The following is a 22,408-nucleotide window of genomic DNA, read 5'->3' on the forward strand; positions in this document are numbered from 1 at the left end:
CTTTGTGAGTCGTCGCCGGAGGGGATATGACGATGAAATTGAACTTCGCCTGCCTGTTGATGTTTATGGGCGCTATGACGGTCGGCGGGTCGCTTCAGGCGGCCGATCTGACGCCGCTTCTCAATTCGGAAGCCAAACCCGTCGCTACGCAAAGCGGGTGGACCTTCACGTTCGCGCCCTATTTCTGGGCCGCCGGAATGAAGGGCGATATTGCGCAATTCGGTCTGCCTGCTGTGCACGTCGACGAAAGCTTCAGCGATATTTTGCAGGATCTGGATTTCGGGTTCATGGCGGCGGGCGAGGCGCGGTATGATCGCTACAGCATCTTCGGCGACATCATTTATGCGAAAGTCTCCCAAGATGCCCATACGCCTAGAGGTATTTTCGCAAACAACATCGAAGTCACGTCGAAGACCTTCGCCGGCCTTTTGGGTGCCGGCTATGCGCTTATCGACGAACCGTCCGGCCATCTCGACATTGTTGGAGGCGCCAGGGTGTGGTCGGTCGACACCAAAATCTCGTTCAACGGCGGCCTTCTTGGCGGCGTTAGCCGCGATGACAACGCCACCTGGGTGGACGCGGTTGCCGGGTTGAAGGGCAACTACTTCTTCACGCCTCAAATCTATCTGACCGGTTGGGGTCTCGTCGGCGGCGGTGGAGCCGATGTCGACTGGGATGTCGCCGCAGGCCTCGGATACAAATTCAACAACAGGATTTCGGCGATTGCGGGCTATCGCGCGTTGGGGGTCGACTACAACCACGACAATTTCGAATTCAACATTGTCCAGCAGGGGCCAATTCTGGGGCTCGCGATCCACTTCTAGAAAAACAGGATTCGTGGCCCGGCAAGCCTTCTATTCAGCCGCCGTCGCCAGGCACCCATCGATGATCCCGCGGATTTCGGCGCGACAGGAGCCGCAATTGGTCCCGGCGTTCAGCGCTTTGCCGACCGCCTCGACGCTGTGGCAGCCATTGCGAACCGCGCCGACGATCTGGTTGACGCCGACGCCGAAACACGAGCAGACCGTTGCGCCTGGGTCCGGTGTGTCGGTGCCTGGCCGGCCGGCGACGAGGGCGAAGCGCTTGCGCATATTGCCGTGCGATGCGGACAGTTGCGCGATCGCCCAGTTGCGGGCAACGGCGACCGGCTGGCGGGCCAGAAATAGCGCCGCAAGCAGCCTGTTTTCGTCAAAAAAGCCCAGGCGGACATCGCCGGAGGTTTGATCGGCATAACCCAGCGGTTCGACATCAGCAGGAATATTGAACGTCGCATGGCACCAATCCGCCCAGTCTTCCACGGTGTCGTTGAAAGCCAACTCCATCCGCCACCCGCCGTCGGCTTTGGCAAGCGCCCAATAGGTGGCTTCGAGCCGTTGCGGCTTTGCCATGGAAACGGCAAAGCCATAGCGGGGTGCCTTGAAGGGGCGTGCTGCGACCGCGACATTCTTCGAAGCCGGCTGGCCGGAAAAGGGATCGGTCAGCGGCGCAACGACTGTATCGATACGCGCCTTTGCGGCGAAGCTGTCGTTCCAATGCATCGGCACAAATAGGCTGCCGCGCGCCTGTCGTTCCGTCACCAACGCCCTGACGATCACCTTGCCATGCGGGCTTTCGATCTCGATCAAGCTGGCGTCGCTGACGCCGATTTCGATCGCATCACGGGGATGGATTTCGGCGAAGGGTTCGGCGATATGGGCCGACAGCCGAGCGCTTTTGCCGGTACGGGTCATCGTATGCCATTGGTCGCGGATGCGGCCCGTATTGAGCGTGAATGGGAATTCCGCGCTCGTGCGGTCCGAAACGGGCATCTTGACGGGCACGAAACAGGCCTTGCCATCGGCATGAAAAAAACCGCCTTTGGCGAAAAAGCGCGTCGTCTGTGGTGCTGATCCCGCAGGCTGCGGCCATTGGAACGGCAAAAGCGCGTCGTAGTCATCAGCCGCGATTTGCTGGTAGGCGCCGATATCGAAATCCCGGCTGCCGTTGTTTTCGAAGCCGGAAAGGGCGGCATGTTCGGCAAAAATACCGGACTGCGAGCGGAAGGAGAAGGCTTCGGAAAATCCCATTCGACGACCGACTTCGGCCATCTGCCACCAGTCGGGCTTCGCCTCGCCAGGGGAGGGGAGAAATCCGCGCTGCCGGGAAATCCGGCGTTCGGAATTGGTGACGGTGCCATCCTTCTCGCCCCATCCCAGCGAGGGCAGCAACACATCCGCGTGTCGCGCCGTATCCGTCTGCCGCAAGACATCGGAAACGACGACGAAGGGACAGGCTTTGATGGCCGCTTCCACGGCGTCGGCGTCCGGCATCGAAACCACCGGATTGGTCGCCATGATCCACAGGGCTTTGACGCGGCCATCGGCGACGGCGCGAAACATGTCGACGGCCTTCAATCCTGGCCGTTCGGCGATAACGGGGGAGTTCCAGAAGCGCTGCACGCGATGCCGATCGTCTGCATTTTCGATCGTCATGTGGGCGGCAAGCATGTTGGCGAGGCCGCCGACCTCGCGTCCGCCCATGGCATTCGGCTGGCCGGTCAGCGAGAACGGCCCCATGCCGAGGCGGCCGATGCGTCCAGTGGCGAGATGGCAATTGATGATGGCGTTGACCTTGTCGGTGCCGGAGGACGATTGGTTGACGCCCTGGCTATAGCAGGTAACCACCTTTTCCGTCGTCTCGAACAAGCGGAAGAACTCGCGCAGTTGCATTGCCGGCAGACCGGTCTTGTCGAGCAGGTCGCCGAAGCTCAGCGCCGAGGCTTCGGCGAAAGCGTCCGAGAAGCCCTCTGTGTGGAGCGCGATGAAATTCTGGTCGATGGCGGAGCTCTGGGCCAGCCGGGCAAGTAAGCCGGTAAACAGCGCGACGTCTCCATCCGGTCGGATTGCCAGATGCAGATCCGCGATATCGGAGGTCATCGTTCGGCGCGGATCGATGACGACGACCTTCATTCCGGGGCGTTCGGCTTTTGCGGCGGCAAGTCGCTGGTAGAGCACCGGATGGCACCAGGCGAGATTGGAGCCGGTCAGGATCACCAAATCGGCCAGTTCAATGTCCTCATAGGTGCCAGGCACCGTATCGGAACCGAAGGCACGACGGTGGCCCGCGACCGAGGACGACATGCAGAGGCGCGAATTGGTATCGATGTTGGCCGAGCCGATGAAGCCTTTCATCAGCTTGTTGGCGACATAATAGTCCTCGGTCAGAAGCTGACCGGAGACGTAGAAGGCAACCGAATCCGGGCCATGCGCGGCGATGGTTTCGCAAAAACGTTTTGCCACCAGATCAAGGGCATCGTCCCAGCTCGCCCGTTGACTGCCGACTTCCGGATAGAGAAGACGACCGTCAAGATCGATCGTCTCCGCGAGCGCCGACCCCTTGGAACAGAGGCGCCCGTAGTTGGAGGGGTGATCAGGATCGCCTTTGACAGAAACCTTGCCGTCATCATCGATGCTGGCGATGACGCCGCAGCCGACGCCGCAATAGGGGCAGGTTGTTTTGGTCTCAGCGGGCATTGAAGTGTCCTCCAAGAGCCGAAGATATTGCCGGGCGAAAGACCATCTATTCCGCCGCCATCATGAGACTATCGAGCCTGATCGACAGAACGCCGTCCTCATTGCGCACCGGGATGGTGCGAACCGAACCTTCATCCGCCCCGAGCGCCTTGCCGGTTTCAAGCGAGATCACCCAATTGTGCAGTGGGCAGGTGACGGCTGCGCCATGCACGATCCCTTGCGAAAGCGGTCCGCCCTTGTGCGGGCAATGATCCTCAATGGCGAAAACTTCGTTTTCGGCAGTACGGAAGACCGCGATCTTGCCCTGCGGGGTCTTCACGCAGCGCGCGCCGCGCAGCGGAATATCCGAGATATCCCCGATCTCAATCCAGTTCATGTCCATCTCCTTACTCGGCCGCCTGCGGGTAACCGATCGTCGCCATCGGCTTGAACTCATGCTTGTCCTTGCCGGAGACGCGCTCCGACCAGGGGTCGACCTGGGCGAATTTCTGGCTGAAGACGAAGCGGTCGTAATAAGCCTTGCGCTTTTTGGCATCCCCCATGATCTGGCGGCGGATCTCGTCGAGACCGATGCGCTTGGCCCATTTGTAGATGCGCTCAAGATAGCGGGCCTGTTCGCGGTACATCTGCGTCAGCGCCACGATATGTTCCAGCGCCTCATCCTCGGTCTTGACCAGGCCGAGCACTTCCGTGCCCTTGATGTCGAGACCGGCAGCGCCCGCGAAATGGATCTCGAAGCCTGAATCGACGCAGATGACGCCGATGTCCTTGCAGGTCGCCTCGGCGCAATTGCGCGGACAGCCGGAAACCGCCATCTTGAGCTTTGCCGGTGTCCACGAGCCCCACATGAACTTCTCGATGCGGATGCCGAGGCCGGTCGAATCCTGCGTGCCGAAGCGGCACCAGTCGGAACCGACGCAGGTCTTCACCGTGCGCAGCCCCTTGGCATAGGCCTGGCCGGAGATGAAACCAGCCTTGCCGAGATCGGCCCAGACGGCGGGCAGGTCTTCCTTCTGGACGCCGAGCAGATCGATGCGCTGGCCGCCGGTCACCTTCACCATCGGGATCTCGAATTTGTCGACGACATCGGCGATGGCGCGCAGCTCGTTCGAACTGGTCACGCCGCCCCACATGCGCGGTACGACCGAATAGGTGCCGTCTTTCTGGATGTTGGCGTGAACGCGTTCATTGATGAAACGCGACTGATAATCGTCGGCATACTCATCCGGCCAGTCGCAGACGAGGTAGTAGTTCAGTGCCGGCCGGCATTTCGCGCAGCCGCACGAGGTCTTCCACTCCAGCTCCTGCATCACGGCGGGGATGGTCTTCAATCCCTTGGCCTTGATCAGCCGGCGCACATCGTCATGGCCGAGCTCGGTGCAGGCGCACATCGGCTGTACGGCCTTCGGATTGTAGCTGTCGCCAAGCGTGATCGTCATCAGTTGCTCGACCAAACCGGTGCAAGAGCCGCATGAGGCGGATGCCTTGGTATGGGCGCGCACGTCGTCGAGGGACGTCAGACCCTTGGCGGTGATCGTCGAGGTGATTTTGCCCTTACAGACGCCGTTGCAGCCGCAGATTTCCGCATCATCCGGCAAGGCTGCAACGGCCGCCATAGGGTCCAGCGGGGACCCTCCCTGGTAGGCCTGGCCGAAGATCAGCGTCTCGCGCATCTCCGAAATATCGGTCGCCTTCTTCTTCAGGTCGTTGAACCATGCGCCGTCAGCGGTCTCGCCGTATAGCACGGTGCCGATGATGCGATTGTCCTTGAGGATCACGCGCTTGTAGACGCCAGCTGCGGCATCGCGCAGCACGATTTCCTCGCGGTCGTCGCCATCAGCAAAGTCGCCCAAAGAAAAGAGGTCGATGCCGGTGACCTTGAGCTTGGTCGGCGTGTCGGAATGCACGAAGGCGGCGGAGGTGTCTCCCGACAAATGCGAAGCGGCGACACGCGCCATTTCATAGAGAGGCGCCACCAAGCCGTAGACCATGCCGCCCACTTCGGCGCATTCGCCAAGCGCCATGATGTCGCCATCCGAAGTGTTCATGCCATCGTCGACGACGATGCCGCGGTTGACGGCGATACCGGCGTCCTTCGCGAGCCCGACGCTTGGGCGGATGCCGACTGCCATGACGACGAGGGTCGCGGGAATGATGCGGCCGTCTTCAAGCTCGATGCCCTCGACCTTGCCGTTCCCGACAATCGCTTTGGTATTGGCCTTGGTAATGACTTTAATGCCGCGCTCTTCCACCGCCTTTTGCAGCAGATAGCCTGCAGCCGGGTCGAGCTGGCGTTCCATCAGCGTCGGCATGACATGCAGAACCGTGACATCCATCCCGCGGGAGGCAAGGCCCGCAGCAGCTTCGAGGCCGAGGAGACCGCCGCCGATGACGATTGCCTTCTCGCGCGACTGGGCGGCGAGCAACATCGCCTGCACGTCGTCGAGGTCGCGATACGTGATGACGCCGGGCAGATCCTTGCCCGGCACCGGGATGATGAAGGGCACCGAACCGGTGGCAATTACCAGCTTGTCGTAGTTCTCGGTGACGCCGTGATCGGAGGTGACCGTCTTGGCCGCCCGATCGATATTGATGATCCTGTGGCCCTTGTAGAGCGTGATGTTATTCTTGATGTACCAGCCGTCACCGTGAATGATGATCTGCTCGTAGTCCTTTTCGCCTGAAAGTACCGGCGACAGCATGATGCGGTCGTAATTGACGCGGGGCTCGGCGTTGAAGATCGTCACTTCATAGTGGCCGGGCGCCTTTTCGAGGAGATGTTCCAGCATGCGGCCGGGCGCCATGCCGTTGCCGATGATGACAAGTTTCTGGGTCATGAGGGAGTTCCGATCCGAATTACTGGGCAAAGATGCTGGTGTTTGCGGTCGCGGCGCTGTTGCGCTGCAGTTGCCGGATGGAGAGATGCATCCATACCAACGAGATGGCGACGATCGCAAAGAGCAGCATGAAGCAGCTCGACCAGAGGCCGGTCATATCCTTGAGCAGGCCGAAGGCGATCGGCAGGATGAAGCCGCCAAGGCCGCCCATCATGCCGACGATACCGCCGACAGCACCGACGGCGCCGGGATAATAGGCAGGAATGTGCTTGTAGACGGCCGCCTTGCCGAGGCTCATGAAGAAGCCAAGGATGAAGATGACGACGATGAAGATGGCCGGCGTGATGCCGAAGGCCGGGCCTGTCGCCGTGGCTGCCGGCAGCGAAAGGATCAAGGTGGCGAGTGCCGACACCGCCAGCATCGTGTACATCACGCTGCGTGCGCCCTTCTTGTCGGAAAGCATGCCGCCGAAGGCGCGGAAGATGCTGCCGGGGATGGAATAGGCTGCGGCGACCATGCCGGCAGTCTCGAGGTTGAAGCCGTAGACGCCGACCAGATAACGGGGCAGCCACAGCGACAGGGCGACGAAGCCGCCGAACGCGAAGAAGTAATAGAGCGAGAAGCGCCATACCTGCACATTCTTCAATGGCGCAAATTCCTGCAGCAGGCTCTTGGTTGCGCCGCCGCCATTGCGACGAGCGCGGAAGGCCGGATCGTCCGTCGTGGTGAACCAGAAGACGACAGCCATAACTGCAAGCACCAGCGCCCAGATCTCCGCGACAGCCTGCCAGCCCCATGCAAGGAGGACGAAGGGAGCAGCGAACTTGGTCACCGCGGCACCGACATTGCCCGCGCCGAAGATACCGAGCGCCGTTCCCTGCTTCTCCGGCGGGAAGAAGGGCGAGACATAGGCGACGCCGACCGCGAAGGAGCCACCGGCAAGGCCGACGCCGAGGCCGGCGATCAGCATCTGCGTATAGGTGTGGGCATAGGAGAGCAGGAAGGTCGCCAATGCGGCGGCCAGCATGGTGAGCGTGTAGACGAGCCGGCCGCCATAGCGCGTCGTCCAGATGCCAAGGACGATGCGGACGATCGAACCGGTCAGGACCGGAGTGCCGACCAGCAAGCCGAACTCGGCTTCGTTCAGGCCGAGCTCCTGTTTGATGCGAATGCCGATGATCGCGAAGATCGTCCACACGGCAAAACAGATCGTGAATGCCAGTGTTGATATCCACAGCGCGCGTTGCGGTGCGTCAGAGGACAATGTCTGCGTTTGGTCAAAAGCGGGCATAGCTTCTCCGTGCGCGACAACGTCGCGCCTTCCCTTGGTTCGAATTGAAACAAAAAAAGCTGCTGGTCAGGGTTCGCGCACGCCGAAAGCGTGTTCGTCAATCCTGATCGGCAGCTTTGCTTGAGACGCCCGACGTTGGACGCCAATAGGTGAGCCTTCTCGGCCTCGCCTATAACAGTGCAAGGAGCGTGCCAAATCCAGGACGTCCGGAAAACCGTGCAATTTCAATGAAAAAAATCGAGGGCTCTATTGGCCCAATGACCGGATGGTCAAATCTTGGGCGGCCTTTGCTGCGGTGCACATTAATCGAGCAGGGTGCTCAGCCGCCTTTGGCCGCCCGCTGCGCTTCGATATAAGCATCGATCTTGTCCGGATCGAACAGGCTGCCGTCGAAGAAACCATCGGGACCGAGCGTCAGGCTGGCGCCGGTGGAACCAACCGGCGTTTCGACGCGAAGAGCGCCTTCGACCTTGGCACTGGCGCCGGGCAGGGCCACGCCAAGCGGCTGCAATGCCGAACGGTATATGTCCGGCCTGTAGGTACTGCGGGCAATGGTCTCGTTGTGTTCGTCGTGAACGACCTGCCCCCAGCGCACCATCTGCGTATAGAACCAGAGGGCATGGCTCTTCCAGGGGAAGGTTGCCGCCTTGGCACGGGGAACGAAGAAGTCCTTGACGCTCGTCACCTGACCGCCGCCGACCCGCAGATCGCCGGATAGGGCCGGCAGCAGCCAAGCAATGGGGCGGCCGATATAGGCCGGCTTGGCGAGGGTCGACGCCAAGGTTTCCCTGTTCTGCGGATCGGAGCACCAGACCGCCGAGCGGTACACGGCTCGCAGCAGGGCGGCCATCGCGTCGGGGTGATCATCGGCCCACCCGGCATTGGCGCCGAGCACTTTTTCCGGGCTAGACTTCCAGATCGCGGCTTTGACCGTTGCGATATGGGCTTTGCCGCTTATGACACCAGCCGTATTCCAGGGCTCACCGACGCAGTATCCGTCAATCTGGCTGGCAGCAAGCGCATCCGGCATTTCCGGCGGCGGCAGAATGATGATTTCGATGTCGCGATCGGGATCCATGCCGCAAGCCGAAAGCCAATAGCGCAGCTCGTAATTGTGCCCGGAATGCGGATGGACGACGGCGAAACGCAGAGGGCGTTCCGGACGTTTGAGGACAACCTCATGAAGGGCTTTGCCGTTGCGGCCGGCATCGAGGTCGTCGCTTGCGCCAGCGGCGGCCATTTGATCCCAAAGCGCTGACGATACCGTGACCGCATTGCCGCCGAGACCGAGCGCCATCGGCACGATCATCTTCGGCGCAAGCGGCGTCAGCCCGAGATTGCAGGCAATCGGCATCGGGGCAAGCATATGCGCCACGTTGTAGCGGCTGACTGCAAGCCGGTCGCGAATATTGGCCCAGGAGGCCTCTCGCACCAGCCTGAGGTCGATCGCCTCCGCCTCGGCGAAACCTTGTTCTTTCGCGATGACGAGCAGGGCGCTATCGAGAAGGGGAAGGAACCCGGCAACGATCTCGTGTGTCTGCGTCATGCGTTTTCTCCTGGATCGAGCAGGCCGATCGCCGTTACCAGACTTTGCGCGATGTCTATGATCTTGCGGTTCTGGTTCATGGCCGTCTTGCGCATCAGCGCATAGGCCTCTTCTTCCGATATGCCCCGCGATTTCATTAGCAGGCCTTTGGCGCGGTCGATCACCTTGCGGTTTTCGAGTTCGCCTCGGGTCTCTTCCAGTTCGCGATTGAGGCGCGCGAATGCGTTGAAGCGGCTGATGGCCATCTTCAGGATCGGCCGCACGCGCTCCTGCTTCAAGCCGTCGACGATATAGGCGGAAACGCCGGCATCGACGGCCGCTTCGATCGAGGCTTCGTCCGACCTGTCGACGAACATGGCGATCGGCCGCTTCACGGCGCGGGAAAGCTGAAACATGTTTTCGAGCATGTCTCGATTGGGATTTTCCAGATCGATGACGATCACATCCGGATTGATCTCGCTGATCCTGCGGGCAATTCCGTTGATGTCGTGAACGATCGTGACGTTCTCATATCCGGCCTCGCGCAATCCGGCCTCAATGATTGAGGCGCGAATGCGGTTCTCGTCTATGACCAACACGGCAAGGGTATGAGATTTCATTGTCGCATATCGCCTCTGGCCCAAGCTCACAGGCTGAAGCAACGCTCAACCGCCATAGCCGCCCTGTGCTTCCTTACGATCGGTCTGATCCAACCGCAAGGCAAAGGGACCCATAAAGTCAGTTGCCGGGAAATTTGTAAGCCTATGTATAGAGGGGCCTGCGGTACACATTGGCGGACAAATTCGTCGTCCCGCGCAGCTGGACACGCAGGGGATGGCGATAGATAGTTTGCGTCGTAATAAATATCGCGCAAACTATCTCATGAAAGGATATCTCCATGATCAAGCAGATTCTGTTCCGTGCGGCTGTGGCTCTCGCTGTAACGACGGCAGGTTCATGGTCCATTGCTTCCGCTGCCGAAGTGAAGAACGTCGTCATCGTCCACGGCGCGTTTGCCGATGGTTCCGGCTGGCGCACCGTGTCCGACCTTCTGACCAAGGACGGGTATAAGGTTACGATCGTGCAGGAGCCGCTGACGTCGCTGGCTGACGATGTCGCGGCGACCAAGCGTGTTCTCGACTTGCAAAATGGTCTAACTGTCCTCGTCGGCCATAGCTATGGCGGCATGGTTGTCAGCGATGCCGGCAATGCCGCTAATGTCTCCGCGCTGGTCTATGTTGCGGCTTTTGAGCCCGACAAGGGCGAAAGCCTGGCAACGCTTGCTCAGAGCAAACCCGTCGAAAACGCGAGGAAGGACAGCGTCAAGGCGACGCCGGACGGTTTCCTCTATTTGGACCCGGACGCGGTTCATGAGGCGTTTGCCGCCGACCTGCCAAAGGCCGAGGCGGATTTCATCGCCAAGTCTGAGGTCTTTGCCTCGCAGAAGGCATTTGGCGCCGAAGCGGGCGAACCGGCCTGGAAAAGCAAACCAAGCTTCGCGCTTGTTGCAACGGAAGACCGGTCGATCAATCCGGATCTCGAGCGCAGCATGGCAAAGCGTGCCGGAAGCAAGACCTATGAGGTCAAGTCGAGCCACGCCGTGTATTTGTCAAAGCCGCACGACGTTGCGAAGCTGATCGAGGAAGCCGCAAAGACTGGCTCGAAGTGAGAAGGGCCAGTCGCATGCCGGCTCATGGATGCAGCCGGCATGCAAGGGCCTCAACTCACCACTTCTTGCTGAGCTTGAACGTAATGGTCCGTGCCTCGCCGTAGCCGCAGACGTTTTCCCCGGCGCAACCCGCGACATAGTTCTTGTCGAAGAGGTTGGCGACGTTGAGCGAAGCGCCCCAGCCCTTTTTCTCGTAGCGGATGCCGGCATCGAAGAGCGTTGCTGAAGGCACGCGCAAGGTGTTGGCCTCGTCTGCCCAGGACTTGCCCTGATAGCGCACGCCAGCGCCGATGCTGAGGCCGTCAAGCGCATCGCTCGTGAAGGCGTAGTCGAGCCAGAGCGAGGCGGTGGAGTTCGGGATGAGGTAGGGCGAATTGCCGACGACGGTTTGATCGAGATCCTTGGTGATTTCGAGATCGGTGTAGGAGTAGGAGCCGAGCAGCTTCCAATTGTCGTCGAGATTGACCTTGCCTTCGAATTCGAAGCCGCGCGAACGCACTTCGCCGATCTGGCGCTGCAGGAAGGTGACGGGATCGGTCAGCGCCATATTCTTGCGGTTAATCTGGAAGATCGATGCGGTGAAAAGGCCATCGATGAAGTCGGGTTCGTATTTGACGCCGGCTTCATACTGCTGGCCCTTCTCGGGTGTCAGGCCGCCGCCGCTGACGCTGGTGCCGATCAGAGGATTGAAGAAGGTGCCGGCGCTGACATAGGGGGTAACGCCGTTGGAGAACTCGTAGGCGAGGCCCGCGCGGCCGCTCGCCGCCTTTTCATTGGTGCTATAGGTGGTGCCGACCTTCGCATCCGAATCGATGTCGACAAAGTCGTAACGGCCGTTAAGCGTCAGCAGCCATCCGCCGCCGAAATGCATCTGGTCCTGCGTATAGATGCCGAGCTGCTGCTGTGTCAGCACCTGATTGAGGTAAACGAAATTGGCACCCTGCGGCGTGCCATAAACCGGATTGGTGGCGCTGATCGGATTGGAGCCGCAGCAAGCCTGGATCTGGTCGAGCCGGTAGATCGAGTAATCGGTGCCGACCATGAAATTATGGGCGACAGCGCCGGTAGCGAATTCGTTTTGCGCGCGGGTATCGACGGAGAAGGTATCGACTTTCGACCGTTCGAAAAAGCCGATGCGGTTCAGCATATAGTTCGGATCGTCATAGGACGGATCGAGCGGATTGCCGTCCACATAACCATTCAGATACGGGCCCTCCTCGCGCTTGTAGAGATGGCCGTAGCGCGCATTCTGCGACACCGTCCAACCGCCGTCGAATTCGTGCGAGAACTCGTAGCCAACCATCTGCTGGGCGTATTTCAGGTTGTCGATGTCCGGCTCGCCATAGAAGGCCCTGCGCCTGATCTTGCCGAAGGGTGCGTCGACTACGGTGCCGACATAGGGAAAAAAGCCGTTGCCGCTATGGACCTCATCGAGGCCGCTGACCATGCCGTAGACGGTGAGCTTGGTGGAGTCGTCCGGAGAGATGGTGACCTGCGGCATGATGAAGCCGCGCAGATCGTGCGTGTTGTCGCTATAGGTGTCGCCGCCGGCGACTTTGCCCGTCAGCCGGTAGCGATAGACCCCGTCGGCCGAGAGCTTGTCGGAAAAATCGAAGCCGAGGAAGGCGTTGCCGAGATTGTTGATGCCGATCTCAGTGTAATAATAGGGATCATCGGTCGGTTCCTTGCGCACCAAGTTGACAAGACCGCCGGGATTGGAGCCGCCATAGATCACCGAGGAAGGCCCCTTCAGCACCTCCACGCGCTCGAGCATGAAGGGATCGATCTGGAAGCCGCCGAAACCATAGCTGTAGAGCGTGAGCCCATTCATGAACACGCCGGTCTGCGTAGCGTCGAAGCCGCGAATATAAAACCAGTCGGTATCGCCGTCATCGCCGAAGGGCTGCGTGGTGACGCCCGGAGTGTATCGCAGCGCCTCGTCGACCTTGTTGGTGATGCCGCGATCGTTCATTTCCTGCCGGCCGATGACTGAGACCGATTGCGGTATCTCGGTAATCGGCATGTCCGCCTTCGATCCGGTCGTCGTCTTTTTGGCGACATAGCCTTTGACCGGGGCGGTGCCGCTCGCTTCGCTGTTATCCTGACCTGATTGGACGACCAGCGGCTTCAATTCCGTTGGGCTCTCCTGGGCCACCCCCTGCGAGCCCAGCGCCATTGCTGCCGCGGCAACGCCTGCCGCCAATACCCGTTTTAAAAATACGCCTTCGGTCAATCCCTGCATTTCCGTCATCAGTCCTAACTTCGCGACACCCAGCTCAATCCGGGTGGCCGTGCCTTCAAAATAAGCTGAGTAATTAACTCATATTTAACAGGACGGCTTGTCTCGAAATCGGGGAATTGAACGTTTTTGGGCAATTCTCCACAGTGCCGGCAATCGCCCGCTGGGTGTGGCTTTTAGGCAATCTGGCTTCGTTTCCAGTTCGCCGGAGTGGTGCCAACATTCTTGCGGAAGACGCGGGTGAAATGCGCCTGATCGGCAAAGCCGGTCTCGACAGCGATATTGGTGAGCGGCGTGTCGCCTTTCAGCAGCAGCTGCTTTGCCCGTTCGAGCCGCGCCTTGGTCTGCCATTGGTGCGGCGGCAGGCCGGTCGACGCCTTGAAGGCGTGGCTGAAATGCGATTGCGACAGCCCCGTCAGCGACGCCAGTTCTTCCAGGCGGATGTTCCGGAGGCAATTTTGCTCGATGTAGTCGACTGCGCGGCGCAGTTGCCAGGAGGCCAGTTCGCTGCGCTTACGCGGCTGCGATCCTCGCAGCTGCAGCACATTGATCAGCAGCGAAAGCGTGAGGCCGTCGCCATAGAGATCATGCAGGGGTTGCGGATTCTCACATTCGGCGGCGATCAATTCGGCCAGCGCCATCAGCCGAGGATCGAAGAAATGCAGGCGCGGACTGTCGAGACGGGTCTGATCGAGATCCTCCATCAGCCGCTGGCCGATGACCTCTGCATTGAAATGAATATCGAGATGGCGCACGAAATCGACACCGTCGAGATCGGCCCAAAGCTCCATCCCGGCGGGGATATAAGAAATCCTTTCGCGCTCAAACTCTTGCTGGCGGCTTTGGACACGCGGCGAGAGCCTGACGTTGCTCGTACCGGAGCCGCGCTGATCGAGCAGGATGAAGAGCCTGGGATCGTCGGCGATATAGTAGCCGCCGGCGCGGGCTGCACAATTGACGTTCCAGACGTCGGCAACGATGCCATTCCACCGGCGCCGATGAACGCCGCCGATGACCGAAAAACCGCCGATCCTGTTCTGCATCCTTGGCTGAAACGTCATCCTCAGCTTCCAGCTCCGTTTTGATATAATCCTTCGTAATAAACTCAAGTTATTATATCAGCGAAACTTCCATGGCAATGGAGCAAACTCCCGAAGGCACCACACAATCCCATTCCAAATTCACCCCAATTTTGAGCCTCGCAGCAAGCCGCATTTGCCTAGTTTTCGCAATGGGTTGTCGATATTTCTGCCAGTGGCGCGTGAGTCCCACGCCCGCCGGCGACAAAACGGCATATCATCGACGTTGATAGGACCTCACATGAAAGAAAAGCTTCTCATCGCCGCGGTTTTCGCAGCAGCTTTCCCGTTTCTCGCCCATGGCGAGACTCTGCAGTTCCCGAGCGAGGAACCGATCGCCGAAGTCTCGATCCCGCATAGCTGGGGGCCCAAGGAAACGGAAACCGGCGTCGATGCAACCTCTCCCGACTCCGCGATTTATTTCTCCATCGACATCGCCAGCGAAAAGACAATTGATAAAACGCTCGACGACGTCATCGACTTCCTGACGAAAAACGGCGTCGAAATCGACGATAAGTCCAAGCATGAGTTTCCGGATTCCGTGCTCAACGGCATGAAGATGGCGCATCTGGAATGGGATGGCAAAGACAAGGACGGCCCGGTCGACGTCGAACTCGGCCTGCTCCAGCCGTCCGAACACAAGCTTCTGATCGTCACCTATTGGGGTTCGAAGGACACCCAGGACAAGCATGACGAAGCAGTGCAGAACATTATGAATTCGCTCAAGCCGATCAATGATTGAGCCTTCGTAAGTGGGGAATAGCAGAGGCAACCACTTATGTCGTTGCCTCTGCTTATTACGGTCACCTTGTCAAGGCGTGGATGGCCTAGTCGGCGTCGCCAAGATTACAAATGGCATGCCGCATAGCCAACATGGCAGCGATTCAGGTCGCTGTCAGAAGGCGCCTATAAATTACAGGCGATAAGCTGGTAGATCGGTGAAAATGGCGCACTGGATCGTCGACAGTTATGAGATGAAAACGATTATCCTCGGACCGGATATGCGGACCATCTTTGTCGTCGATGGCGCTTTGCCGGAAGAGAACGCGGTATTCCCGAACTGGGCGAATGAGCAGGTCATCATCGCACAGGTGATGGTGGCCTATGTTGAAGGCAAGGCGTACCGTCTCGATATGGTCCAGGGTTATTTCGAGGATCTGAACGAAACCGGCAGACTGCGGCACAATTCGCAACTGAATCTGTTCCACACCATCGCCAAGCAGTTTTTCTCGACAATGCCCGGGCGAAGCCCGCGATCGATAGCGCTCGGTGATGTGCTGGGACAAACGATGTGGCACTGCAGCCCGAGGGAGAACTCAAGGATTTACGAGCGGCTGCAATCCTATTTCGTTGACGGTCGAAACGATCCTTTTATCGAGCAACTGCATCCTGACGGGGCCGTGCACCCAACGTTTCATTGACGTGCCGGAATATGCAAGGAGCCGAGTTGATAGTTCAATTCTCAACGCCGACAACGATCAGGTTGCAATCTGTTTCCAGTGGTCGGACAGACTTCTTTGGCAGCCGGGTTTTGACAAAGTCACGATTGATCTTGCCCTCCGTGCGATGATCGCTAACTGATTTGCCTGATGCGAATAAATTGCGAGTGCGCCGAGAGCTCTGCATCGGCAACCCAGCTAGCAGTGCGCGTGGAGTCTATTTTTCATTGAGCCATCTGAGAGTTTGGAGAAGGCACGCCGACCCGGATAGCCCGAGAGAAATCCGGCGACAAGCCTGCATCCCTGGCTCGAAGATCGATGTGAGCGAACGCCCGCAACTCCGAAAGCGGCACACTAGTGTCGAGCGCGCCACGATCATAGGCGTAGTCGGGAATGTAGCCATTGACGATAAGCCGCCAGTCGAATGGTATGACGGCGCCGACGGCGCGCATCATCTTCGCAACCGTTGTCGTGCAATTCGTCGTGATCGAATTGTAAAATTCCGGCGTCGTGGCAAGAGCGTTAGCGTCTTCGACATATTCGAGCAGTAGCTGCCGTGCAGCGTCGGGCGACACCTTCAGGCGATAGAGCTGTACATCTTCGCCACGGACATTCGATCGCACCCCGACCACGTCACGTTCGTCTGCAGCAATGATCACGAGGGGGTTGCTCTTGAAGAGATCCGCGATTGGGGAAAATTCGCCGCCTTCGCGACGCCGCACTTCGATTGACCAGGCAAGCTGGCCGCCACCGTCGAAACCGAAGCTCAGGATCATGTGGGCCATCTCCGGCCCTGCCCAATAGGACATGAACAGATCGATGGTCTGCACCTTGGTGAGGTCATAGGTTCGGGTCGTCCAGCGCTCGGTGAAATCAGTGTTGCTGCGCCAGTCGAAATCGCGAACGTTGATGAGCGTCAGCATGTCGCCATTGCGCGTGCCTGTCACCTGTCTGGCGACGTCAGATGCCCAATTGGCGTGCCGGCGCGGCTTGATTGTGCTCCACCAGCCGACGGTGATGGCGAAAGCCAGCACGAAAGCCAGCAGCGCCTGTATATACCAGCGGCCGAACAATGCCGCGATCGTGCCGAGACCCAGGAGTACGAACAGGCCCGCAGTCAGAGCCCTGATGAATTCGTCCGTCGGTAGACGATACCAAATGGCTAGCGAAGCCCAGACGGACAAAAGCGCTATGAAGAGCGCAAGTAAAAGGGCAAAAGCGACCCATGTGATGCGACGCAATTTCCGGCCCCTCTCGGATTTGCCGCTCAATCGACACCGAACGGCGTATGATCATCTACCTTGTGTGGTTCCAGCTCAAACTTACATAACGCAAAAAAACTCTGTGTTGAACTTAGCAGCCCATCAGCGGCTTGAATTTTTGTCCGTCATCCGCCACCTCTTCGGCGCGACTTTCAAAACTTCCAGGAGACCAGACGCATGACGACAACCACCGCAGAAAATTCCGCTGAGAGCCACGTCTTTGAGGCCGACGTCGCCCGCCTTCTGCACATGATGGTTCACTCGGTTTATTCGGATAAGGACGTTTTCCTACGAGAGCTGATTTCGAATGCGGCCGATGCTTGCGAAAAGCTTCGCTATGAGGCAATTGCCACGCCTGCATTGCTGGCAAGCGATCCCGACAGCCGTATCGTATTAACGCTCGATGAGGAGGGCGGCAGGTTTGTCGTCGAGGATAACGGCATCGGCATGAGCCGGGACGAGATGATCGAAGCGCTCGGAACGATCGCTCGCTCCGGCACGCGGGCCTTCATGGAACGGATCGAAGCTAACAAGCAGGGCGAGGGCGCGCAACTCATCGGACAGTTCGGCGTCGGCTTCTATTCCTGCTTCATGGTCGCCGATCGCGTTGATGTCGTGTCGCGCCGCGCGGGCGCGGACAATGCCTGGCTCTGGTCTTCCGACGGCAAGGGCGGTTACAGCGTCAGCCCGATCGATATAAGCGAGGCGCCGGCGCGCGGCACGCGCATTACCCTGCATCTTATGGAGGATGCGAAAAGCTACACCTCCCGCTGGAGCATTGAGCGGATCGTCAAGGAACAGTCGGGTCATGTGCCGGTTCCGATCAAGATCGCCGAGAAGCCCGGCGATGAAGCCACGCAGCTCACCGACGGCACCGCACTCTGGACCAAGTCGAAGAACGACATTACAGCGGAGGAATATACGGATTTCTATCGCAGCGTGTCAGGCCAGTATGACGAGCCGGCCCTGACGGTGCATTATCGTGCCGAAGGCCGCCACGAATATTCCGCACTCGCCTTCGTCCCTGGTTCCCAGCCCTTCGACCTCTTCGACCCGGATCGGAAGGGCCGCATGAAGCTCTATGTGAAGCGCGTCTTCATTACCGACGAGGCGGAATTGCTGCCCCGTTATCTCCGCTTCGTGCGCGGCCTTGTCGATACGGCAGATCTGCCCCTGAACGTCTCGCGCGAAATGATCCAGGAAAGCGCAATCCTGACAGCGATCCGCAAGGGTGTCACCAACCGCATTATCACGGCGATCGAGAAGCAGGCGGAGAGCGACAAGGACGCCTTCCTGAAAATCTGGGAGAACTTCGGCAGCCTCCTCAAAGAAGGCATCTACGAGGACTTCGAACGCCGCTCGCAGCTTCTGGCCCTCTCGCGGTTCCGCACGACTGCGTCTGCGGACGGCTATCGTTCGCTTGCCGATTACGTCAAGGATGCCAAGGAAGGCCAGCAGTCGATCTACTATCTCGTCGGCGGCAGCCTGGATCAGCTGAAGGCTTCGCCACAGCTCGAAGGTTTCCGTGCCCGCAGCATCGAAGTTCTGCTGTTGACCGATTCCGTCGACAGTTTCTGGGTCACCAATGCCCCGGATTTCGAGGGCAAGAGCTTCAAGTCGATCACCCAGGGCTCTGCGGATCTCGCGCAGTTCAAGAAGCAGGATCAGGACAAGCCGGAAAGCGAAAGCGCTCTCGCCGAGGTGCAGGCCTTCCTCGACTACGCCAAGCAGAAGCTCGCCGATGAGGTATCCGATGTGCGCGCATCCGATCGCCTGATCGAAAGCGCCGTCTGTCTCGTTGCGTCCGAACAGGGCTATGACCGGCAGCTCGAGAAGATCCTGCAGGGGGCCGGCCGTCTGGACTCTGGCGCCAAGCCTATCCTCGAAATCAACATGGATCATCCCGTCGTCAAGGCTATCGCCGCCAGAGCGGACGCGCCTTCGTTGCGCGATGATGCGGCATTCCTGCTGCTCGATCAGGCGCGAGTTTTGGACGGTGACAAGCCGGCCGATCCGCGTGCCTTCGCCGAGCGGCTGGCGCGACTGATGGAACGCGCATTGCTGTGACCGAAGGCGGTTTCTGCGGTCTCAGGTTCCGCAGCGGATGGGTCGTTTCCCATCCGCTGCGACTTGCCCGGAAGTCGAGGCCCGAGAACAGCTGGCCAGCCAAGGCCGGGACGCTTGTGCTGGAATCCACCGCTTCGCCAGCCGCCCAGCTTCGTAGCCAGGTGAAGGCCGCAGCCGCGCAGTGATAGGTTACAAACAATAGCGCGCGCTTAACTCTCGGGAAACCATATTTGGCAACAAGGAGGCCAGCAGGCTCTGCGTCGAGCCACCCTCTGACCGAGATTTTCGATGACCTCTGAACATTCGACGAGCACCCTTCACCAACGTCTTGATTTTATTGAGTTCGACGCCGAATCTCGCGACGCGCTCAGGGAATTGCGGCCTCTGATCGCCGAAAAAATTGGCGGTGCTCTGGATAAACTCTATGGGCAGATCGCGAAGGCGGCTGGGGCCGCCGGCTTTTTCCATAGTGAAAGCCACATGGCCGGAGCCAAAAAGAAGCAGCAGGAGCATTGGGCCAACCTCGCCAATGGAAATTTTGACGCTCCCTACGCAGAGGGTGTGAAGGCCATCGGTAGAACGCATGCCCGCGTCGGCCTGGAGCCCCGCTGGTACATTGGCGGTTATGCGCTGGTCATGTCGGAACTGATCAAGGGCATTGTCGAAAAGCAATCGTCGATATTCTTCCGCCGTAGCCAGGGAAAGAAGCTGTCGGCAGGAATTTCCGCCGTCGTGAAGGCAGCCATGCTGGATATGGATTATTCCATCAGCGTTTACCTTGAAGCCCTCGAAGACAAGCGCAAAGCGCTAGAAGCGGAACGGCTGCGTACCGAAGCGGACCAGACATTGGCGCTCGCCCATCTGCGGCGGGCGCTGGCAGCACTTGCCAAGGGCGATCTCGATGCCAAACTGCCGGCAGATATGCCGGGAACCTTCAAGGAAATGGCATCGGACTACAACGAGGCAGTCGGCGCATTGCGCAACTCCTTCGCTTCGGTTCACAGCACGTCAGCCGAGATCGTGGCCGGAACCGAGACGATATCGAAGGCGACCGACGACTTGGCGTTGCGCACCGCCCAGCAGGCAGCCGGTGTCGAGCAAAGTTCGGCTGCCCTTCAGCAACTCACCGTCAGCGTTGGTCAGACGGCTGCGAATGCCGAAAAGGCCTCTGAGGCTGTCCGCGAAACCCAGCAGCGGGCAAGGAACTCAGGCCAATTGGTCACCGATGCCGCCTCGGCCATGGCTGCGATCGAGCAGTCGTCAAGCGAGATTTCGAAGATTATCGGCGTGATCGATGAGATCGCATTTCAAACGAACCTGCTGGCGCTCAATGCCGGTGTCGAAGCGGCTCGCGCCGGAGACGCAGGCAAGGGCTTCGCGGTTGTGGCCCAAGAGGTCCGGCAACTGGCGCAGCGAAGTGCGGAGGCCGCCAAGGAGATCAAGCAGCTTATCTCGGAAAGCTCCGATCAGGTGAACAAGGGCGTCGGCATCGTAGGCGACACGGGCGAAGCGCTGAGCGATATGATCAGCCGTATCGATGTCATCAACCAGTTCGTTTCCGACATCGCGGGCACGGCGCGCGATCAGGCAAACGGCGTCGACGAGGTTAATGTCGCTATCCGCAGCATGGATACGATCACCCAGCAGAATTCCGGCATGGTCGAACGCACCTCCGCGGAGACGCGCCGACTTCGCAACGAAGTCGAAAATCTCGTTAATCTCCTCCAGCGTTTTGGTGCGGCCGGTGGAAAAGCCACGCAGCTGAGCCGGGCGGCTTGAGTGAGTGGTGAAGGGTCACGGAACATCGATCCTGAAGGCGAAGGAGGGGCGAGATACGGCCCTCCAAGGCTGCTCTCATTTGACAACAGCCGAGAAGCAAAACGGTACCGGTTGCACTCCTGAAGGCGAGATGTGGTAAATCTACCGACCCGACTTCAACCCGCCCAGAAGCGTCGGAATGAGTTCGGACACCGTGGGATGGATCGGCACGGCCCATTTTAGAACGGGATAGGGCGTCGCCGCATGCATGGCATCGATGAAGCCGTGGATCGCTTCGTCGCCTTCGACACCGAGGATTGCGGCGCCCAGTATCTGTCCGTTTTCGACATCTGCAACGACCTTCATCAGGCCCTTGGTCTCACCCTTTTCAATGGCGCGTCCGACCTGGCTCATCGGTATGGTCGATGCTGAGATGGACCGCCCGGTCGCACGCGCTTCCCGTTCGGTCATTCCGACGCGACCGAGCGGCGGATCGATATAGAGCGCATAGGCCGGGATACGCTCACTGACCTTCCTATCTTCACCATCCAGAAGATTGGCGGCGACGATCTCGAAATCATTATAAGACGTATGCGTGAAGGCGCCCCGGCCGTTGCAATCGCCAAGGGCCCATATTCCGTCGACATTGGTGGAGAGGTGATCGTCGACGATGACATAGCCCTTGTCGTCCAGCGCTACGCCCGCCTTCGAAAGACCTAGATCGTCGGTGTTCGGCCGCCGCCCCGTCGCGATGAGGAGATGGCTTGCCTCGACATCCGGATTGCCCGCGGTCGAGATGCGAATGTCCTCGCCGCTTTTCGACAGCTGGATGTCCTGTGTATTCGTGTGGATCGATATGCCTTCGGATCGAAGAACGTCGGCGATCGCCTGGCAGATATCGTCATCCTCTCGCGGGGCCAATCGCGGGCCGCGTTCGATGATGCTGACCTCGGTGCCGAAGCGCCGGTACATCTGCGCGAATTCAAGGCCGATATAGCCGGCGCCGATGATGGCGAGATGGCGGGGCAGGGCGGTCAGATGAATGATGGAGGTACTGGTAAGATATTCGATGTCCGAAAGCCCGGGCAGCCCGGGAATGGCCGGCCTCGCACCGACGTTGAGAAAGATCCGCGGCGCCGTCAATGTTTCGCCTCCGACGCGGATGGTCTTTGCGCTTTCGAAGCGCGCATGTCCCCGTATCAGGGTAATTCTGTCCGTGGACTCAAGCCACGTCGTCAGCGAATCCCTTGCATTACTTATGACGGTCGCCGCGCGTTTCTCGACAGCCGCCATATCCGTCGATATCCCGCCATTCGTGCGAATGCCGTAGTCCGCGCCTCGCCGTATCACATGCGCGGTTCGGGCGCTCGCGACTAGGGTTTTGGTTGGCATGCAGCCGGCATTGACGCAGGTCCCGCCGACGAATTTCCGCTCAATCAGGGCTACCGTCATGCCCGCAGCCGCGAACCGCCCGGCAAGCGATGGCCCTGCCTGCCCGGCACCGATGATAATCGCGTCGAAGGTTTTCATGGTTATCCCTCCCACAGTTTGATGTCTGCTTTTCACACCGGGTCGGACTGGATGTCGGCGCCCTTAAGCCTGTTTTGCAATTTAGCAGAGTTGAGCGAAACCTGTGTCGAAAACCTGAAGGAGCAATCGGATGATTTTCAAAAAACTCCTGTCTGCGGCAAATCAACGCGTATTTGTGTTTTGTTCTTTAGCATCTTGTC

The 22,408-nt window shown here is 59.3% G+C and carries 16 protein-coding genes; 6 read left to right on the top strand and 10 right to left on the bottom strand.

Annotated elements, in window-relative coordinates; all coding sequences use genetic code 11:
* Positions 1-59 precede the first annotated feature (59 nt).
* Positions 60-824, top strand: a complete 765-nt coding sequence (locus PY649_RS27230; protein ID WP_285872028.1) for a hypothetical protein — start codon at positions 60-62, stop codon at positions 822-824.
* Between the two features lie 30 nt (positions 825-854).
* Here the strand turns inward: PY649_RS27230 and PY649_RS27235 are convergent, their stop codons facing one another.
* From PY649_RS27235 to PY649_RS27260, 6 genes are all read right to left on the bottom strand, one after another.
* The gene (locus tag PY649_RS27235) at positions 855-3,512 is read right to left on the bottom strand and encodes a nitrate reductase (RefSeq protein WP_285871989.1); all 2,658 of its coding nucleotides are present in this window, start codon (positions 3,510-3,512) and stop codon (positions 855-857) included.
* 46 nt (positions 3,513-3,558) lie between these two features.
* On the bottom strand, positions 3,559-3,894 hold the full coding sequence (gene nirD / locus PY649_RS27240) for a nitrite reductase small subunit NirD (RefSeq protein ID WP_285871990.1): 336 nt from the start codon (positions 3,892-3,894) through the stop codon (positions 3,559-3,561).
* Between the two features lie 4 nt (positions 3,895-3,898).
* A complete protein-coding gene (gene nirB, locus PY649_RS27245) occupies positions 3,899-6,349 on the bottom strand; it encodes a nitrite reductase large subunit NirB (RefSeq protein WP_285871991.1) in 2,451 nt (816 codons plus the stop codon).
* Positions 6,350-6,368: 19 nt separating this feature from the next.
* Entirely contained in the window at positions 6,369-7,640 is a 1,272-nt protein-coding gene (locus PY649_RS27250) for an MFS transporter (RefSeq protein ID WP_285871993.1), read from the bottom strand.
* Between the two features lie 319 nt (positions 7,641-7,959).
* Entirely contained in the window at positions 7,960-9,186 is a 1,227-nt protein-coding gene (locus tag PY649_RS27255; protein WP_285871994.1) for a CmpA/NrtA family ABC transporter substrate-binding protein, read from the bottom strand.
* The gene (locus PY649_RS27260; protein ID WP_104827188.1) at positions 9,183-9,785 is read right to left on the bottom strand and encodes an ANTAR domain-containing response regulator; all 603 of its coding nucleotides are present in this window, start codon (positions 9,783-9,785) and stop codon (positions 9,183-9,185) included. The genes PY649_RS27255 and PY649_RS27260 overlap by 4 nt, the downstream gene beginning before the upstream one ends.
* A gap of 278 nt (positions 9,786-10,063) precedes the next feature.
* Between PY649_RS27260 and PY649_RS27265 the strand changes: the two genes are divergently transcribed.
* A complete protein-coding gene (locus PY649_RS27265) occupies positions 10,064-10,834 on the top strand; it encodes an alpha/beta fold hydrolase (RefSeq protein ID WP_285871995.1) in 771 nt (256 codons plus the stop codon).
* A gap of 55 nt (positions 10,835-10,889) precedes the next feature.
* Here PY649_RS27265 and PY649_RS27270 read toward each other — a convergent pair whose 3' ends face one another.
* Both PY649_RS27270 and PY649_RS27275 read right to left on the bottom strand, forming a co-directional pair.
* Positions 10,890-13,085 (bottom strand): TonB-dependent siderophore receptor, encoded by a 2,196-nt coding sequence (locus PY649_RS27270; RefSeq protein ID WP_285871996.1) that lies wholly within the window; start codon positions 13,083-13,085, stop codon positions 10,890-10,892.
* 164 nt (positions 13,086-13,249) lie between these two features.
* Entirely contained in the window at positions 13,250-14,134 is an 885-nt protein-coding gene (locus PY649_RS27275; protein ID WP_285871997.1) for a helix-turn-helix domain-containing protein, read from the bottom strand.
* Positions 14,135-14,393: 259 nt separating this feature from the next.
* Here PY649_RS27275 and PY649_RS27280 point away from each other — a divergent pair, with 259 nt between their 5' ends.
* A complete protein-coding gene (locus tag PY649_RS27280; RefSeq protein ID WP_285871998.1) occupies positions 14,394-14,894 on the top strand; it encodes a histidine kinase in 501 nt (166 codons plus the stop codon).
* A gap of 202 nt (positions 14,895-15,096) precedes the next feature.
* On the top strand, positions 15,097-15,573 hold the full coding sequence (locus tag PY649_RS27285; protein WP_285871999.1) for a hypothetical protein: 477 nt from the start codon (positions 15,097-15,099) through the stop codon (positions 15,571-15,573).
* 242 nt (positions 15,574-15,815) lie between these two features.
* Here PY649_RS27285 and PY649_RS27290 read toward each other — a convergent pair whose 3' ends face one another.
* Positions 15,816-16,832 carry an Lnb N-terminal periplasmic domain-containing protein gene (locus PY649_RS27290; protein ID WP_285872000.1) on the bottom strand — a complete coding sequence of 339 codons (1,017 nt, stop codon included), beginning with the start codon at positions 16,830-16,832 and terminating at the stop codon, positions 15,816-15,818.
* 198 nt (positions 16,833-17,030) lie between these two features.
* On the opposite strand from PY649_RS27290, the gene htpG reads away from it, so the two are divergent.
* Positions 17,031-18,920, top strand: coding sequence for a molecular chaperone HtpG (gene htpG, locus PY649_RS27295; RefSeq protein ID WP_285872001.1), 1,890 nt, complete (start codon positions 17,031-17,033; stop codon positions 18,918-18,920).
* Between the two features lie 288 nt (positions 18,921-19,208).
* A complete protein-coding gene (locus tag PY649_RS27300) occupies positions 19,209-20,699 on the top strand; it encodes a globin-coupled sensor protein (protein WP_285872002.1) in 1,491 nt (496 codons plus the stop codon).
* 141 nt (positions 20,700-20,840) lie between these two features.
* Here the strand turns inward: PY649_RS27300 and PY649_RS27305 are convergent, their stop codons facing one another.
* A complete protein-coding gene (locus tag PY649_RS27305; RefSeq protein ID WP_285872003.1) occupies positions 20,841-22,208 on the bottom strand; it encodes an FAD-containing oxidoreductase in 1,368 nt (455 codons plus the stop codon).
* Between the last annotated feature and the right edge of the window lie 200 nt (positions 22,209-22,408).

The organism is Rhizobium mayense, from assembly GCF_030272705.1.
GTDB lineage: Bacteria > Pseudomonadota > Alphaproteobacteria > Rhizobiales > Rhizobiaceae > Rhizobium > Rhizobium mayense.